The organism is Paenibacillus sp. FSL K6-4396, from assembly GCF_038002525.1.
In the GTDB taxonomy this organism is placed as follows: domain Bacteria; phylum Bacillota; class Bacilli; order Paenibacillales; family Paenibacillaceae; genus Paenibacillus; species Paenibacillus amylolyticus_B.
On sequence record NZ_JBBOCR010000001.1, the window covers coordinates 2,995,032 to 3,011,155 of the forward strand.

14 protein-coding genes are annotated in these 16,124 nt (G+C 45.7%); 12 read left to right on the forward strand and 2 right to left on the reverse strand.

Going from position 1 to position 16,124, the window contains the following annotated elements:
- Positions 1–13: 13 nt before the first annotated feature.
- Together MHB85_RS13175 and MHB85_RS13180 are read left to right on the forward strand one after the other, a co-directional pair.
- On the forward strand, positions 14–487 hold the full coding sequence (locus tag MHB85_RS13175) for an SRPBCC family protein (RefSeq protein ID WP_091016800.1): 474 nt from the start codon (positions 14–16) through the stop codon (positions 485–487).
- A 14-nt stretch (positions 488–501) separates the two neighbouring features.
- On the forward strand, positions 502–663 hold the full coding sequence (locus MHB85_RS13180; RefSeq protein ID WP_155985038.1) for a hypothetical protein: 162 nt from the start codon (positions 502–504) through the stop codon (positions 661–663).
- A gap of 1 nt (position 664) precedes the next feature.
- Here the strand turns inward: MHB85_RS13180 and MHB85_RS13185 are convergent, their stop codons facing one another.
- A complete protein-coding gene (locus MHB85_RS13185) occupies positions 665–1,885 on the reverse strand; it encodes an MFS transporter (protein ID WP_341073062.1) in 1,221 nt (406 codons plus the stop codon).
- Between the two features lie 286 nt (positions 1,886–2,171).
- Here MHB85_RS13185 and MHB85_RS13190 point away from each other — a divergent pair, with 286 nt between their 5' ends.
- Positions 2,172–2,753, forward strand: coding sequence for a TetR/AcrR family transcriptional regulator (locus MHB85_RS13190; RefSeq protein WP_341073063.1), 582 nt, complete (start codon positions 2,172–2,174; stop codon positions 2,751–2,753).
- Between the two features lie 159 nt (positions 2,754–2,912).
- Positions 2,913–3,881 (forward strand): D-2-hydroxyacid dehydrogenase family protein, encoded by a 969-nt coding sequence (locus MHB85_RS13195; protein ID WP_091016795.1) that lies wholly within the window; start codon positions 2,913–2,915, stop codon positions 3,879–3,881.
- Between the two features lie 185 nt (positions 3,882–4,066).
- On the opposite strand, the gene MHB85_RS13200 is transcribed toward MHB85_RS13195, so the two are convergent.
- Positions 4,067–5,104, reverse strand: coding sequence for a LacI family DNA-binding transcriptional regulator (locus MHB85_RS13200; protein ID WP_210107964.1), 1,038 nt, complete (start codon positions 5,102–5,104; stop codon positions 4,067–4,069).
- Between the two features lie 387 nt (positions 5,105–5,491).
- On the opposite strand from MHB85_RS13200, the gene MHB85_RS13205 reads away from it, so the two are divergent.
- The 8 genes from MHB85_RS13205 (at position 5,492) to MHB85_RS13240 (ending at position 15,956) form a co-directional block, all read left to right on the forward strand.
- Positions 5,492–6,541 (forward strand): 2,3-butanediol dehydrogenase, encoded by a 1,050-nt coding sequence (locus tag MHB85_RS13205; RefSeq protein WP_091016793.1) that lies wholly within the window; start codon positions 5,492–5,494, stop codon positions 6,539–6,541.
- A 181-nt stretch (positions 6,542–6,722) separates the two neighbouring features.
- Entirely contained in the window at positions 6,723–8,036 is a 1,314-nt protein-coding gene (locus MHB85_RS13210; protein ID WP_341073064.1) for a hypothetical protein, read from the forward strand.
- 335 nt (positions 8,037–8,371) lie between these two features.
- Complete coding sequence (locus MHB85_RS13215) at positions 8,372–9,475, forward strand: NADH:flavin oxidoreductase (protein WP_091016790.1); 1,104 nt, start codon at positions 8,372–8,374, stop codon at positions 9,473–9,475.
- 398 nt (positions 9,476–9,873) lie between these two features.
- The gene (nagZ, locus tag MHB85_RS13220; RefSeq protein ID WP_244660888.1) at positions 9,874–11,214 is read left to right on the forward strand and encodes a beta-N-acetylhexosaminidase; all 1,341 of its coding nucleotides are present in this window, start codon (positions 9,874–9,876) and stop codon (positions 11,212–11,214) included.
- Between the two features lie 41 nt (positions 11,215–11,255).
- Positions 11,256–11,960, forward strand: coding sequence for a response regulator transcription factor (locus MHB85_RS13225; RefSeq protein ID WP_047842720.1), 705 nt, complete (start codon positions 11,256–11,258; stop codon positions 11,958–11,960).
- Positions 11,957–12,940: a sensor histidine kinase gene (locus MHB85_RS13230; protein WP_146117029.1), complete on the forward strand. Its 984-nt coding sequence runs from the start codon at positions 11,957–11,959 to the stop codon at positions 12,938–12,940. The genes MHB85_RS13225 and MHB85_RS13230 overlap by 4 nt, the downstream gene beginning before the upstream one ends.
- Positions 12,941–13,252: 312 nt before the next feature.
- Entirely contained in the window at positions 13,253–14,023 is a 771-nt protein-coding gene (locus MHB85_RS13235; protein WP_105598505.1) for an ABC transporter ATP-binding protein, read from the forward strand.
- Entirely contained in the window at positions 13,998–15,956 is a 1,959-nt protein-coding gene (locus tag MHB85_RS13240) for an ABC transporter permease (protein ID WP_091016786.1), read from the forward strand. The genes MHB85_RS13235 and MHB85_RS13240 overlap by 26 nt, the downstream gene beginning before the upstream one ends.
- Positions 15,957–16,124: the final 168 nt, after the last annotated feature.

Here is a 16,124-nt window from a genome sequence, read left to right on the forward strand (position 1 = left end):
AGGAGCGATCGCCATGATTGAAGTGACTACCGAGATTACGATACATGCCTCGATTGAACGGTGCTTTGACTATGCCCGGGATATTAATATACATACTCAGACCGTCTGGCAACATACGCGAGAGCGAGCAGTCGCAGGAGTAACCACAGGAAGAATTGGAGCAGGGGATACAGTTACATTTCAGGCTACTCATTTTGGTATCAGACAGAAGTTGAAGTCCCGAATTGTGCAGTTTGAACGACCGTTCCTCTTTGTGGATCAGATGGAGAAAGGGGCTTTCAAGAGCATGCGACATGAACATCATTTTAGCGAATGCGGAGATCAAATGACTTGCATGAGAGACACACTTCGATTTGAAGCGCCATTTGGATTGTTGGGATGGGCAACGGAGCGTCTTGTGCTGAAGAGATATATGCTGGCATTTCTGGAGAGTCGTAATCGTAAACTCAAAGTGATACTGGAGCAGCAGCCGGAATTAAACGGATAAAGGAGAGAAGACGTTTGATGGATAATGAATATTTTGTAGGTTGGGGCACACTTGCCTTGATTAATGCCGGACTGGCTCAGGGAAAAAACAGAAGTGGTCGGAACTGGTTTCTGATTTCCCTGTTATTTGGTCCGTTGGCAACCCTCTTTATTGTAGTGTGGAATAAACTGGACTAATTCAACGATCGAGATTCCGATGCATATAACGATCGATCATCCAAAACACAAGGGCTGCTGCACTAACGCCAGCACCTAACCAGCATACGGCTGTCCAGCCCGCCCATGCATACACTTGGGTAGAAACGATGGAGCCTGTTGCACTGCCGATGGAATAAAAGATCATATAAGCTGCCGTCAGGCGGCTCTGTGCTTCGGGGCGAACTTCGTAGATCAGGCTCTGGTTGGTAACATGTACGGCCTGCACGGCGAGATCAAGCAGGATAACACCCAGGATCAGGAACCAGAGGGAATGATGGACATAACCGATGGGCAGCCAGGACAAGAGCAGAATGACAAGGGCGACACCGGTTGTTTTCTGCCCAAGGCCCCGATCGGCGAGTTTACCTGCACGGGCGGCAGCCAGTGCTCCAGCCGCTCCAGCCAGACCGAATGCACCTATGACCGTATGAGACAGGGACAGTGGAGGGCTACTTAGTGGCAGAACCATGGAAGTCCACAAGATGCTGAAGGCTGTAAAAATCAGCATTGCCAGCACACCTCGTACTCGTAACACACGCAACTCACGGTACAGTTGCAAGACGGAACCGAGTAATTGGATATAGCTTTGTTTCATTTGTGGGGATTGCTGCCTTGGGAGAACAAAAAATAAGGCGACAATTCCGAGTAATGTAAGGCTCGCGGAGAAGAGATACACCGATCTCCACCCGAGCCAATCGTTCAGCGTACCTGCAACCGTTCGTGCAAGCAAAATGCCAATGACGATTCCGCTGGTTACCAACCCGACAATACGACCACGTTCGGAAGGGGCTGCCAAGTGTGCAGCAAATGCAACGAGCGTTTGCGTTATGACGGCTAACAAACCAACGACAGCCATGCCCGTGAATAAAAGTGAACTGGATTGTGCGTTTCCTACGAGAACCAGTGCAAGCACGGATAAGAGCATTTGAATGATGATCAGCATGCGGCGATTTAAGAGGTCACCAAGCGGAACAAGAAGGAACAGCCCCAAGGCATAACATATTTGAGTCACTGTGATGACAATCCCTATGGATGATGGAGAGAGGCTGAATTCTTGAGCGATGGAGTCCAGCAAAGGCTGAGCGTAATAAATATTGGCGACCGCAAGTCCGCTGCATACGGCGAAAAGAAGAGCAACTAACCGTGACATGGCAGGACGATCCTTATTGGATAATTGTGCATCTGGAGAAGAAGTTTGCATGAGTAGTTGTCACCTTTCTGTTATGTACTGATCGGTATGTTATTTTTCGGGATAACCATACTTTATTTGCGTGAATTCTGTCAACAGAGAATTGGGTGAGGGTTAAACTGAAGATTATTTACCCATAGAATACGACGATAAAATAACCATGAGATCGCTTGTATTCCTGATTTTTTTCGATTCATTTATAGCTAAAAACTCCTTTTCTGTTATTAGGTTTTGACTTTGTAATAAGAGTGAGATTACAATATAAACATACTGATCGATACATAAAGAGGTGAATTGTATGGTTAGACAACGGGAATTTGATACGGATAAAGCACTTGATGCAGCGATGCATACGTTTTGGGACAAAGGGTTCGAAGCGGCATCTTTAAATGACTTGACGACCGCAATGGGCATACAACGTCCCAGTCTTTACGCGGCTTTTGGCGATAAAAAGGAATTATTTGAAACAGCACTTCGCAGGTATACCACTCAGCATGCGGCTCAAGTCAGAGCCAGACTTCAACAGGGCTCCACGGTGCGAGAGGCCTTTCGTGGGCTGTTTGAACATATAGGAGCAGAGGGAAGTATAAACGAGCCTAGTCACGGCTGTTTTTGCATTAATACGATGGTTGAGCTGGCTCCACATGATCCCAAATTCGCTGTCCTTACACGGGAGCATCAGATGTACCTGGGTGTTCTTTTCAAAGAAACGATAGAACGAGGGCAACAGAGCGGGGAGTTGTCTACTGACATGAACGCAAATGCGGTCGCACAGTCTTTGGTAGTATCCATGATTGGACTGACTGTACTGATGAAATCAGGACCGGACCGCTTGTTTGTAGAGCAGAGTATCCAGGTTACGCTGTCTTTGTTACAATAATCGGAATGATACTTATGAAATTGATGCAGAGCACCTCATTTTACAAGGATGATGGAAGTTGTTTCCCTTCTCTTATCTGTGTCTGAGGGCATTGGGCAGATCAGGCCGGAGTTGCTACAATACAGTTAAGACTTGAGCAGATATAGGAGGAGATCAGGGATGAATACGAAGTTGCGCTGTGCCGTTTTGGATGACTATCAGAACGTTGCGTTGACGTCGGCAGACTGGAGTTCGTTGATGGATCGGGTGGAGATTCAGACATTCAACAACTATATGGGCTCGGAAGAAAAAGTCATTCAGGAATTGCAAGATTTCGATATTGTGGTCCTGATGCGGGAACGTACACCATTTCCGGAGAGGGTTATTTCGCAACTCCCTAAGCTAAAACTTCTGATTACAAGTGGTATGCGCAATGCGTCCATAGACCTTAAGGCTGCGGAGCAAAAAGGGATCATTGTGTGTGGAACCGAGGGAAGCTCTAATCCGCCGACGGAGCTTACATGGGCACTAATTCTGGGGCTGTCCAGACAACTGGTTACGGAAAATAATGCACTTCGCTCTAACCGAAACTGGCAGAGCACTGTAGGGTTGGATTTGTATGGGAGAACACTTGGATTGCTCGGTTTGGGCAAGATAGGCACTCGCATGGCTGAGATTGCACAAGCATTTGGCATGAATGTGATGGCCTGGAGTGAGAATCTAACACAAGAGAAAGCCGAAAAACATGGTGTCATCTGGTCCGAGACCAAAGAGCAATTGCTTGCACAGAGTGACATCGTATCCATTCATCTGGTATTAAGTGATCGTACGCGGAATCTGATCGGACAAGCCGAATTTCAACAAATGAAATCGAGTGCGCTACTCATCAATACGTCGCGAGCGGGCATTGTCGATCAGGAAGCTATGGTAGAGGCATTGCAGAGTGGTGTGATTGCTGGTGCAGGTCTGGATGTATATGAGCAGGAACCGCTGCCGGTTAACCATGTGATGCGCACATTGCCCAACGTTCTGGCCACACCGCATCTGGGTTATGTAACTCGTGGCAATTATGAGATCTATTATAATCATGCCGTGGGAAATATAGAGATGTTCTTGAAGGGAACACCCATCAGGCAACTGCTTTCTTAGAATAAACGTATGCGGAGTATGACTCTGCTATAGTTATATAGAATCAACGACAAATAAGGTGCTGCCAGGAGAGAGTTAGACCTGAGCAACACCTTTTTAGTATATCTATGTAGCAGGACACCGCATAAAGGGATATTCGTAAAATATATTCTTTCCTACCGACCCATCCCCTCACCAAAACAAATTTAACTGTGTTGTCCTCGCTGGGAGGAATGAATCATGGCAACGCTTGATTCACGAACGATTAAGCGTGGTTCAAATTGGATGTGTTCGTAATCGGTCGTATTCATCTCCCGAATTCGTTTTAACAACAGCTCGGTAGCAAGTCTGGCGACTTCTTCGCCCATAATGGACACGGAACTAATCTGAGGAGATGTGACGGTCGTCCATTGATTATTATCCACACCCACAACAGCCACATCTTCAGGTACACGAACCCCTAACTCCTTGAACCGATTAACCAATCCGATGGCAACCATATCATTAATGGCATAGACTGCATCTGGCATATGCGTAAGTCCGTAGAAATAATCTGCAGCATTGGCACCAGTATTCAATGAAAAGTCCTCACCAAAGTAGACGAGAGAAATGTCCACATGGCCTACAGCTTGCTCATAAGCACGGAAGCGCTCTTCAATAATGTCCTTCGGTGCTCCTGCATAAGCGATTCGAGTCCGGCCGATTTTGAACAGATGTTCCATCACCAGTTTGCCTTCAGGTTGAGACAGAGAGACGATATCTGCCCTCATTCCGGGTTCCAGTTTCTTGCCGTAGTTAATCATAGAGATGGGGAGCGGGGCTTTATCAATCAGTCCCGGTAACGTTTTGGGATAGGCCAGAGGCATGAAGATCAATCCATCTACATGCAATTTTTTTACATTACGTATCGTTTCCAACTCGGTTCGGGCATTGCCTGCCGTGTTAATCTGAACGACATGGTACCCGTGCTGCTTCGCCGTTTGCTCAACAGACCAGGAAATATCCGGAATAATGGCGTTACGTATGTCGGGCACAACGAGCGCGATCTGGTGCGTTTGCCGGATTTTCAGACTCTGTGCGGAGGTGTTGGGTACAAAACCCAGTTCTTCAATGGCCTTCATCACCTTATCTCGTGTTTTAATGCTTATGCCTTCTGAATTGTTGATGGCCCGGGATACGGTAGCGATGCCCACGCCGGCACGCTCAGCCACATCTTTGATCGTCAGTTTCTGTTCTTTCCTCAATGTACGGTACCTCACTTTATCGGAAACGATTCCGAATATTTAGGGATATGTATGCACTTCACGATAAGTATATAACTTAATTATAACATTTGATCCATGAAGTATCCCGTGATTGGACCACATTTATGCCGAAGTATGATTATATTTCATTCCGTCTGCAATATTATTTGTCAGGATATATCTTAATAACTTGGATTACACCGGTTAAACAATACCGCTAAATTAACTTTAATAAAAGTGTAAGCGTTCTTAATTAAACCCGATATGATCACGAAATAGACATATTAGTGGAGAAATATGTTTGACAGCGTATCTAAAATGTGACATATTTAATTTACGGAAACGTTTCCGATTATATCATATATTATGATCTGGGAGATGAAATGAATGAAAGCATTACGTTGGCATGGAGTCAAAGATTTACGTCTGGAGAATATTAATGAACCTCACCCTGAAGAAGGGAAGGTCAAAATAAAAGTGGAATGGTGCGGCATCTGCGGCAGTGACTTGCATGAGTACACAGCGGGTCCGATTTTCATTCCGGCTCAAGCACCACATCCGCTAACAGGGGAACAAGCGCCTGTAGTCATGGGGCATGAATTCTCAGGACAGGTGGTTGAGGTAGGCGAAGGCGTTACACGTTTCAAGGCAGGCGATCGTGTAGTTGTAGAACCGATCTATGCATGTGGACACTGCGAAGCTTGTAAACAAGGCAAATACAATCTGTGTGATAAAATGGGTTTCCTTGGACTCGCTGGAGGCGGAGGAGGATTCTCCGAGTATGTAACTGCTGCAGAAAACATGGTACATGCCATTCCGGATTCAATCTCGTATGAGCAAGGTGCATTGGTTGAACCTTCAGCTGTAGCACTTCACGCTGTGCGCCAAAGCAAGCTAAAAGTGGGAGATACGGCAGCCGTGTTTGGTGCAGGCCCAATCGGACTACTGGTCATCGAAGCGCTGAAAGCTTCGGGAGCGTCGGATATTTATGTGGTGGAGTTATCGGATGAACGGAAAGCAAAAGCCGAAGAACTCGGTGCCATTGTGATTGATCCAATGCAGTTTAATGTCGTGGAAGAGATCCATCAGCGTACACAAGGTGGCGTTAACGTAGCCTATGAAGTAACCGGTGTTCCACGTGTTCTGCAACAAGCCATCGATTCAACACGTATTGGTGGAGAGTTGATGATCGTCAGCATTTTTGAACAGGAAGCACCGATTCACCCGAACTCTATTGTTATGAAAGAGCGGACGGTCAACGGCATTATTGGTTATCGCGATGTTTTCCCGGCGGTTATCAGTCTGATGGATAAAGGTTTCTTCCCGGCTGACAAGCTGGTGACCAAACGGATTTCGTTGGATGAAGTGGTAGAGCATGGATTTGAAGCACTGTTGAAAGAGAAAAATCAGGTTAAGATTTTGGTAAAAGCTGAATAGAAATCACATAGAGTAAGAACAAGTAGACAGCACATCAGCAGATGTGATTGTCTACTTTTTTTGTATAAATAGGGCGAAATTTGTTGCATGTGCGGGTGGTTTTACATAGTATAAAAAGATACAAATTGTATCATCTTGGTGTGAAGGTAATGATGATGAAAAAATGAAGGAGGAAGCGGACATGCAGAGACATACAAAATGGACAGCCGTAATTTTGACCATTGTCGCAGGAATGAGCTGGATGCTTATGGGAAACTCCAAGCCGAAAAACACCACGTCAACGAGTCAACCCCCTGCGACGGAACGTGGGCTTGCCAAGGTGTCGAATGCACCGATCAGTTCAGCGGATGTAACATCGAAGATCGAACTGCTAGGCAGACCTTTTACCAAAACACCATATGCTAATAACGTCTGGGACATGCAACTGTACAACAGCAAAATATATTTGGGCCACGGAAATAGCAGCAATCTGGGCGTAGCTCCAAATTCAGGCCCTATTCCAGTCATTTATTATGATACAGCGAATGCGAAATTTAAGACCCAGTCGGTGACTAACAGCAACCCGGGCATCTTGCCATCAACGAAAATGTATGTGGATGAGGAACAGATTGATATCTACAGAGTACTAAACGATAAGTTGTATATTCCTGGCAATGATTCTGATAGTGAACAGTGGGAACTGGGTAACTTCTATCGTCTGGATGGAGAGGTGTGGACCAAATATCGCAATCTGCCGCTGGGTGTACACGTATACGATTTGGCATCTTATCAGGGTAAGATGTTTGCCGCGCTGGGGACAGACTCGAAACCAACGATATTAATCTCTCATAATGAAGGTGAAACTTGGCAGAAATATGCTACCATTAATACGTTTGGTTTCCGGGCTTATACCATGTTCCATCTTAATGGCAAGTTATATGCATCTGGTATGATGTATCCTGCCAATAAAATATGGAATGACAAAACTAATATTCTGGAGATTAACGAAAAGCTTGAGAAACGGGATGTTGTCATCTATGGTAGCAAAATGTTACCTGGACTAACCTATCAAACGGGCACGATTCCTTATAATAAAATAGGCAAAAATGTTAACTTCAATAACAAGTTGCTCTATATAGCGGGAGGCGTGTTCAATGATGGGCAGCTGCTGCCCAAATCTTTGAATGTTATGACAGATATTAACCAGGCCAAACGAGTTAATCTGCCAGATGCCAAGGCGCTCCCAACCGATGTGCTGTTGCGTGATGGCAAGGTGTATGTGCTTACGTATACTCGCCAAAGTGCCAATCTGTATATCAATCGGGTCTACCAATCCACGGATCTGACCACATGGAATGAGATTTTACGTTTTACCCAGGACACCTATGCCAAGTCTTTTGAAGAGAACGAGGGTGACTTCTACTTTGGTCTGGGTACCGATCCGGATGTGTTATCGACTTCATCAGGGAAATTGCTTCGAGTGAATCGCAGTGATATCCCCGTGAATGCTAATTAAATTGGAAGGGAGATTATGGATTATATACTATGCCGCATCCACATTATTGGTGACCGGTAAAATTCGTTAAGATGTAGTAGAGTGAATGTCAGACTGCTTCGGTGGTGTGATCAAACAGAGGCTGCCGTTAAGGTAGCTTTCTTTTTTTTATCTAAAAGATTAGTTCGAACGACTCACTTCGAAAATTTGAAAATAAAATTAAGAAACTCTAAAATGGATAGAGAAATAATCCTAAATCAGTCAACTGGATTACACGTGTTACAATATACAAAAGCATGTCGCATTTCATGTAGATGCGGAGTTCCACACTTCCAATTGCAAAGGAGCAATGTACTATGAACGTACCTTCAGCATTATTCAAACCTTTCACCTCGGACAAGCTAACATTGTCTAATCGAATCGTTATGGCACCCATGACTCGCGGTTTCTCACCAGAGGGTGTACCTGGACCAGAAGTTGCTGAATACTATCGTCGCAGAGCAGCAGGTGGAGTGGGGCTCATCATAACGGAAGGTACAGGCATTAATCATCCATCTTCGGTTAGTGGAGCCAGTATTCCATTATTCCATGGTGAAGATTCGTTGCAAGGATGGGTTAATGTAGTGAAAGCAGTACATGAAGCGGGTGGCAAAATCATGCCACAATTGTGGCATGTGGGTACAGCACGTCGTTCCGGTGACTTGCCTAACGCAGAAGCTGAGCCAGTAAGTCCGTCAGGGGTTAGCATGGCAGGTGAACCATCACATGAACCATTAACGGAAGAGGAGATTCAAGGTCTTGTACAGGCATTTGCCCAAGCGGCAGCGGATGCACAGCGAATCGGGTTTGACGGCATTGAACTGCACGGAGCCCATGGATACCTGATTGACCAATTCTTCTGGGAGCAGACGAATCGACGGACCGACAATTATGGTGGTGATTTGGTACGTCGAACCCAATTTGCGGTTGAAGTGATAGAAGCTTGTCGTGCGGCGGTTGGTCCTGATTTCCCAATTGTGCTCCGGTTCTCCCAATGGAAGATGGGAAATTATGAGGCACGTCTGGTGGAAACGCCAGAACAATTGGAGCAATTCCTGGCACCACTCAGTGCTGCTGGCGTGGATATATTCCATTGCTCTACACGGCGGTTCTGGTTACCTGAATTCGAAGGATCTGAGCTGAATCTGGCGGGTTGGACACAGAAGATCACTGGCAAACCAGCTATTTCAGTTGGATCGGTAGGACTTGAAGCTGAATTTGTAGATAGAGCAACCGAGAACCAGGGAACAGGAGATGCCCATTTGGATCTATTAAATGAGAAATTGGAGAACAATGAATTTGACTTGATCGCCTTGGGTCGTGTTCTGCTTAGTGATCCCGAATGGCCTGCCAAAGTTCGTGAAGGTCGCATATCCGAAATCATTCCATTTACAACGGAAGTGTTGCAAACACTCCATTAATAGAAACCTAAAAACGTTTGGTGAAAGGTGAACTAACACTGAACGGCAACGATTTACAACGAAAAGTAAAACAAAAACGAACAAATAGGCCGCCTTTGGGCGGCTTTTTGAGCTTCCTATAATAATAATTTCACCATATGAAAAATTCACAATAGAAAATCATTTCCTGCACCGTTGCTCCTATTGATTATCCCCACAAGTCCCGCACGCGCTTGGTCACAACACCATTTAGTTCCATATTTCAGGTTCTATAGCAACCATTTTTTTCGCTGCATATATGTCAGCACAACGATTCAATCCTCAGAAGCGCTTATTTTGAAAATCATTCACCTTGTGATAAGGTTAGGCCTGAACCTAAGGGTTGCCAAGATGACATTACATAAGGAGGATGAATATCCTTGCACAACTATAGGTACAACTCGAACAAAAAATGGAGAAAACCACTGCATATGATATGTCTTCTGCTGGGGATCATTCTGCTTTTATCGGCATGTGGCCAAGCACAGAAACCTTCCTCCGCAACGGACTCGAATACCGGCTCCAATGCTGGCTCCAACTCAGGGCAATCTTCCTCATCGCCGGAGCAGAATACCGCTCCACCGCAGGAAGAAGTGCAAGAGGAACCGCAAGAGGAAGTCGATCCGGTGCAGGAGCAGCTCAGTTCATTAACGTTAGAAGAGAAGATTGGACAGATGATACTAGCCGGTGTTCAAGGGACGACGTTGGATGATCAAGCCAAACAGATGATTACGAATCAAAAGGTAGGGGGCATTATTTTCTATGCCAACAATGTATCAACACTAGAGGGAACAGCCAAGTTTGTGCAATCCATCAAGGAAGCGAATCAGTCCAACCCGGTACCAATCTTCATGAGTGTGGATCAGGAGGGCGGCAAAGTGAGTCGTATGCCGGAGACGGTGGAATCCATTCCTTCCAGTAGAAAGGTAGGGGAGACGAAAGACAGCGCGCTTGCTGAAAAAATGGGCGAATTGCTGGCCAGACAAGTTCAGCTTGCGGGTTTTAATGTGGACTTTGCTCCTGTGCTGGATGTGAACAGTAACCCGAAGAACCCGGTGATTGGAGATCGTTCATTCGGCAGCTCGGCAGAACTGGTGTCACGTATGGGGATTGCAGAGATGAAGGGACTACGTAAAGAAGGCATTATTCCGGTAGTGAAACATTTTCCGGGTCATGGTGATACGTCCGTGGACTCCCATCTCGATCTGCCTGTCGTGAATAAAACGGAAAAACAATTGGCCGAGCTTGAATGGATTCCGTTCCAGGCCGCAGTGAAGGAGCAGGTAGAGGCGGTCATGGTTGCACACATTTTGTTCCCGAAGCTGGATCCGGATCATCCAGCCTCCTTATCGGATGTCATTATTGGTGAACATTTGCGTGGGAAGTTCAAGTATGATGGTGTGGTCATCACAGATGACCTGAGTATGGGTGCAATCGCGAAGAACTTCAAGTTGGACCAGGCAGCCCTGGCAACGGTTAAAGCAGGAAGTGACATTCTGTTGGTAGCTCACAGTTATGAGAGTGCCAAGACGATTTTTGATACGCTAATAAGTGCGGTGAAGTCAGGTGAGATCTCTGAGTCTCGAATTGATGAAAGTGTATATCGTATCCTGGCGCTGAAGCAACAATACAAGTTATCCGATGATCAGAAAGCTTCTGGAGACCTGAAGCAATTGAATGCAGATATTGTGGATTGGCGTAAGCAAATCGATGCTAGATAATAAATCCTGTGTTATGATTTTGCCAGAGGTGAGATCCAATAATGTATACCATTATGATAATAGAGGACGATCCCAAGATTGCGGGATTATTGAAATCACATATTGAACGCTACGGGGACCGGGCCGTTCTGGTCGAGGATTTTGAGATGATTGTGCAACAGTTTGAGCAGGTACAGCCACATGTGGTACTTCTGGATATCAACTTGCCCAGTTACGATGGTTTCTATTGGTGCCGCCAGATTCGTACGCTGTCCACATGCCCCATTTTGTTTATCTCCGCGCGGAGTGGGAAGATGGATCAGGTCATGGCACTGGAGAACGGGGCGGATGATTATATCACGAAGCCATTTGAGCATGAGATTGTTATAGCGAAAATTCGCAGTCAGCTGCGCCGGGTATATGGGGACTATGCTGCACGTGATGAAGAACGCAAGGTGGAACTGGACGGCTTGGTCGTGTACTTGGAAAGACTGGAGATTCAGCTTGGTGATCGCAAAGTGCAGCTGACGAAGAAGGAAACGATCCTGCTGGAAACGTTACTGCGCCGCAGTCCAAAGCTTGTGAGCAGAGAGACAATCCTGGAGAAGCTGTGGGATGACTCTTTTGTGGATGACAATACACTCAGCGTTAACGTTACTCGGGTGCGTAAACGCTTAGCCGAACTTGGTATTACGGACGCACTGGAAACGGTCAGAGGTTCTGGTTACCGATTGAACAATACCTGGAAGGCCTCTTCACCATCATGAGATTGTTTATACGAGAACATCTCGCTTTAACGTGCTGGGTTGTTGCCATCTTGTTCACCGTTGTTGCAGTATTCTGGTATGACGGTTACAACGATTGGATCACGGCTGCTTATGCCGTAACGTTGGGATTATTTTTATACATCGGATATTTGGTGTATCGTTATTTTTCACATCGCTCCTTTTATACCCGGATGTCACGATCGATGGATTCGCTGAAGGAATTTGTACCATTGAACGAAACAAGTCCTTTATCACTGGCGCTGGAAAAGCTGCTGGATTCACAATACGGACAGTACCATGCTCATCTCCATCGGCTGGAACAACGGCAGCAAGAATATCTGACATTCATGAACCAGTGGGTCCATCAGATGAAGACACCGTTATCCGTCATTGAGTTGACCCTGGAAGGTCAGGAAGATGATGATCCTCGGTTCATAAGCATTCGGGAGGAAGCGGACCAGATGAGACGGGGATTGGAGACTGTGCTGTATGTGGCGCGGTTGGATACCTTCGAACAGGATTTCAGTGTGGAACCTGTGATGCTGAAGACCGCTGGGGAAGAAGCGATCCATGAGCTCAAGCGATTCTTTATTCGCAATCACGTCTATCCAGAGATGCATATAGAACCTTCGCTGGTTGTGCAATCCGATGCCAAGTGGCTTCGTTTTGTCTTGGTACAGTTACTGTCGAACGCAATAAAGTACTCCGCGGGCAGCGGGCAAAAGATCTATGTGCGTGCATATGAAGAGGAACGCTCTATCATGCTGGAAGTGCAGGATCAGGGCATCGGAATTCCGAAGTCTGATCTAAACCGGGTATTCCAACCTTTCTTCACCGGGGAGAACGGGCGGCATTTCAAAGAGTCCACAGGCATGGGGCTGTATATTGCCAAAGAAGTGTTAACGCGGATGAATCATCGGATTGATCTTGAATCTGTGTACGGCGAAGGAACGACCGCCCGAATCACATTCAGCTCCTGAAGTGACAGATTGAGGTAAGATTGGGACATGAGGTGTTTATTTTATTAAAGAAGTATGAGTGTGAGTATGAATTACAGTGTAAGTGTAAGTATAGACGTCTATTGCCTGATCGGGGCGAAGGCGTCTTTTTGATGTTCATGATGCAACCTTACAACATTGTCATGTTGATGAAAGGTTAAACCATAGGAGAATGGCTGAAACTTCGATAGACTGTAGTCATAAGAGTACAGGAAAGGCCACGCACAATACGCATGCACACAGCATGAAAAGTAACTTGATTTTGAATTCATACATCACTAAGGAGTTGTAACCATGGAGATTTGTTCTGTGAAACAGATCAGTAAAATCTACAAAGGCATCGTATCTTATGAAGCGTTATCAGGTATTGACCTCAGTATTCAGGAAGGTGAGTTTGTTGGCATCATGGGACCATCGGGTAGTGGCAAAACAACGCTGCTGAACATGATCTCAACCATTGATCATCCAACATCAGGCGAACTGCGGATTGCAGGGAAGAATCCGTTTGAATTGAATCAGGATGAACTCGCTCTGTTCCGCCGCAAAGAGCTTGGGTTCGTTTTTCAATCGTTCAATCTGTTAAATACCCTGACAGTCAAGGAAAACATTGTTCTGCCACTGACTCTTGACGGTGTTTCGCTAGCAGAGATGAACACACGTGTGGAACAGCTGGCAAGCAAGCTGGGGATCGAGGGTATTCTGAACAAACGGACATATGAGATATCAGGAGGACAGGCACAGCGTACGGCCATTGCCAGAGCGCTTATCCATTCCCCGAAGCTGATTCTGGCCGATGAGCCAACAGGCAACCTGGATTCGAAGGCGGCAAGAGATGTCATGGAGATTCTCGAAACTCGCAATCAGGAGGATCGGGCTACGATGCTATTGGTCACTCATGATGCAGTAGCTGCAAGTTATTGCAGTCGGGTTGTCTTTATCAAGGATGGCAAACTGTATAATGAAATTCACTATGGCGATAATCGCGCAGCCTTTTACCAGAAGATTATTAATGTATTATCCCTAATGGGAGGTTCAGGACATGAATTTTCGCCAGTTCGCCATTAATAACGTTGTTCGCAACAAACGAATTTATCTGGCTCATTTTCTGAGCAGTACATTTTCCGTTATGATCTTTTTTACTTACGCATTGCTCCTGTTCCATCCCGATTTGAAAGCGGGGTTAAAGGGATCAAGTGGGACGGTTACGTTGCTTGCGAATCAGGGGTTTGTGATTGCAGAGATCATTATATTCATCTTTTCATTCCTGTTCCTGCTCTACTCCGTTGGTTCATTTCTGAAGACGCGCAAAAAGGAATTTGGTATCTTCCTGATCATTGGCATGACACGTAAACAGATGAACAGACTTCTGTTTATGGAGAACATGTGTATCGGATTAGCTTCCATCATTACCGGGATTGGACTCGGAATTATTTTCGGCAAATTGATCCTGCTGATCTGTGGCTCCATGCTGGCTGTTGAGAACAGCCTTCGATTCTATTTTCCGCTAAAAGGCATTGCCCTGACGGCTGGTGCATTTCTGCTGCTGTTTGTTATCATTGCGATGTCGTCATCCTTGCTCATACGGAAAGGTTCGCTAATTGACCTTGTGAAATCAGAGGAAAAACCGAAACCGGAACCCAAAGCCTCACGTCTGCTCGCCTTGTTATCCGTATTGTTAATTGGTGGGGGTTATGCAGGAGTATTCACTTTTGTATGGATAAGCTTCTCCTTTCCGTTATTACTCGCAAGTGTCGTGGTTGTTATTGCAGGTACGTACTTTCTGTTCACACAGCTCAGTGTATACATCATTCGGACACTGAAAAGAAATCCAAGGTTGTTTTTCCGTAAAACCAATCTGCTCTTCCTATCTGAACTTACCTATCGAATGAAAGATAACGCCATCATGTTTTTCATGGTAAGTATCATTTCAGCTTCTTCATTTACGGGAATTGGCACCATGCTTGCTATTGCTGACCCGGGGTTGTCGTCCATGTCGAATCCGTACGCATTCAGTTATATGAATAACTGGGATACTCCCAACTCCGAGCGACATATTCGGCAGATTGAAGAAACGTTGATTGATCATCAAGTTCCCTACGTAAAGGGCAGTTATGTTCATATATCTGAAAATAATAATGGAAGGATCATCAAACTGAGTGATTATAACCGTCTGGCGAAGGCACTTGGGTACGAAGAACGTACGTTGAAACAGGTTGATGAGTCATTTATGACACCAAGTAATTTGGCGGTTCGTAAGAAGTACCGTGAACAGGCTGAACAAAGATTCTCAGGGGCGGAGGTCAAGCTGGAGATTGATAATCGGTCGGAACAGATTCGGCTAGTGACACCTGGTACCGATATTGTGATTCCTTATCAAAATGAAATTAATCTCTACGTTGTAACCAACGAATTGTTTGAGAAGTTGAGACCGGCGTATAACGAGGAAGTGGGGATGCCTGAAGATTTCTATTCCATGCGAACGACGCAATTTGTCGTAAAAGATTGGATGAGTACACGCAGCTTTGCTCCTGAATTGATCAAATCCATTCAAGATGATCATTCGGACAAAGGTTATTACGAGGTCAGCGCGCTTGTGGTGGACTGGCTTAATTCCAAACAAACAAACGGGATCATTCTGATCTTGAGCGGTCTGATTGGCATTGTTTTCTTCACCTTTGCAGCAAGTTTCACGTATTTCAGACTTTACGCAGATCTAGAACGGGATGAAGCGCAGTATCGCATGATTGGCAAAATGGGACTGAGTCGTCCCGAACTCCGTAAGATCGTAACAAGGCAGCTATTGCTTATGTTCTTCCTGCCGATTCTGGTGGCGGTCATCCACAGCTCGGTCGCTTTTGTAGCGTTGCAGCAGCTGGTTGATTTCTCGGTCTTCGGATACAGTCTACGCATCTTCCTGGTCTTTGCTTCCATGCAGATCCTGTATTTTGCACTTGTGCGCTGGCGGTACCTGCGTCACATGTATTCCAAATTAGTCTAACATAGCATGGCCCAACAGACACCGGACTCATCGCTCGGTGTCTGTTGACTTTTCTAGCTAAGGCACAGTACTATTTCATTAGATACAGAATGTATCATTACATAGTTTCTCAAGCAGTTAGAAGGATGGAGTTACAGAAATGTCAGGCCGGTGCCTGAGAGGGAGGAC

What these genes read in the sequence shown, in the direction of transcription:
- MHB85_RS13190 (WP_341073063.1), top strand. Translation starts at nt 2,172, where the DNA reads ATGGTTAGACAACGGGAATTTGATACGGATAAAGCACTTGATGCAGCG.
- MHB85_RS13230 (WP_146117029.1), top strand. Translation starts at nt 11,957, where the DNA reads ATGAGATTGTTTATACGAGAACATCTCGCTTTAACGTGCTGGGTTGTT.
- MHB85_RS13225 (WP_047842720.1), top strand. Translation starts at nt 11,256, where the DNA reads ATGTATACCATTATGATAATAGAGGACGATCCCAAGATTGCGGGATTA.
- MHB85_RS13235 (WP_105598505.1), top strand. Translation starts at nt 13,253, where the DNA reads ATGGAGATTTGTTCTGTGAAACAGATCAGTAAAATCTACAAAGGCATC.
- MHB85_RS13195 (WP_091016795.1), top strand. Translation starts at nt 2,913, where the DNA reads ATGAATACGAAGTTGCGCTGTGCCGTTTTGGATGACTATCAGAACGTT.
- MHB85_RS13240 (WP_091016786.1), top strand. Translation starts at nt 13,998, where the DNA reads ATGAATTTTCGCCAGTTCGCCATTAATAACGTTGTTCGCAACAAACGA.
- MHB85_RS13210 (WP_341073064.1), top strand. Translation starts at nt 6,723, where the DNA reads ATGCAGAGACATACAAAATGGACAGCCGTAATTTTGACCATTGTCGCA.
- MHB85_RS13185 (WP_341073062.1), bottom strand. Translation starts at nt 1,885, where the DNA reads ATGCAAACTTCTTCTCCAGATGCACAATTATCCAATAAGGATCGTCCT.
- MHB85_RS13175 (WP_091016800.1), top strand. Translation starts at nt 14, where the DNA reads ATGATTGAAGTGACTACCGAGATTACGATACATGCCTCGATTGAACGG.
- MHB85_RS13205 (WP_091016793.1), top strand. Translation starts at nt 5,492, where the DNA reads ATGAAAGCATTACGTTGGCATGGAGTCAAAGATTTACGTCTGGAGAAT.
- MHB85_RS13215 (WP_091016790.1), top strand. Translation starts at nt 8,372, where the DNA reads ATGAACGTACCTTCAGCATTATTCAAACCTTTCACCTCGGACAAGCTA.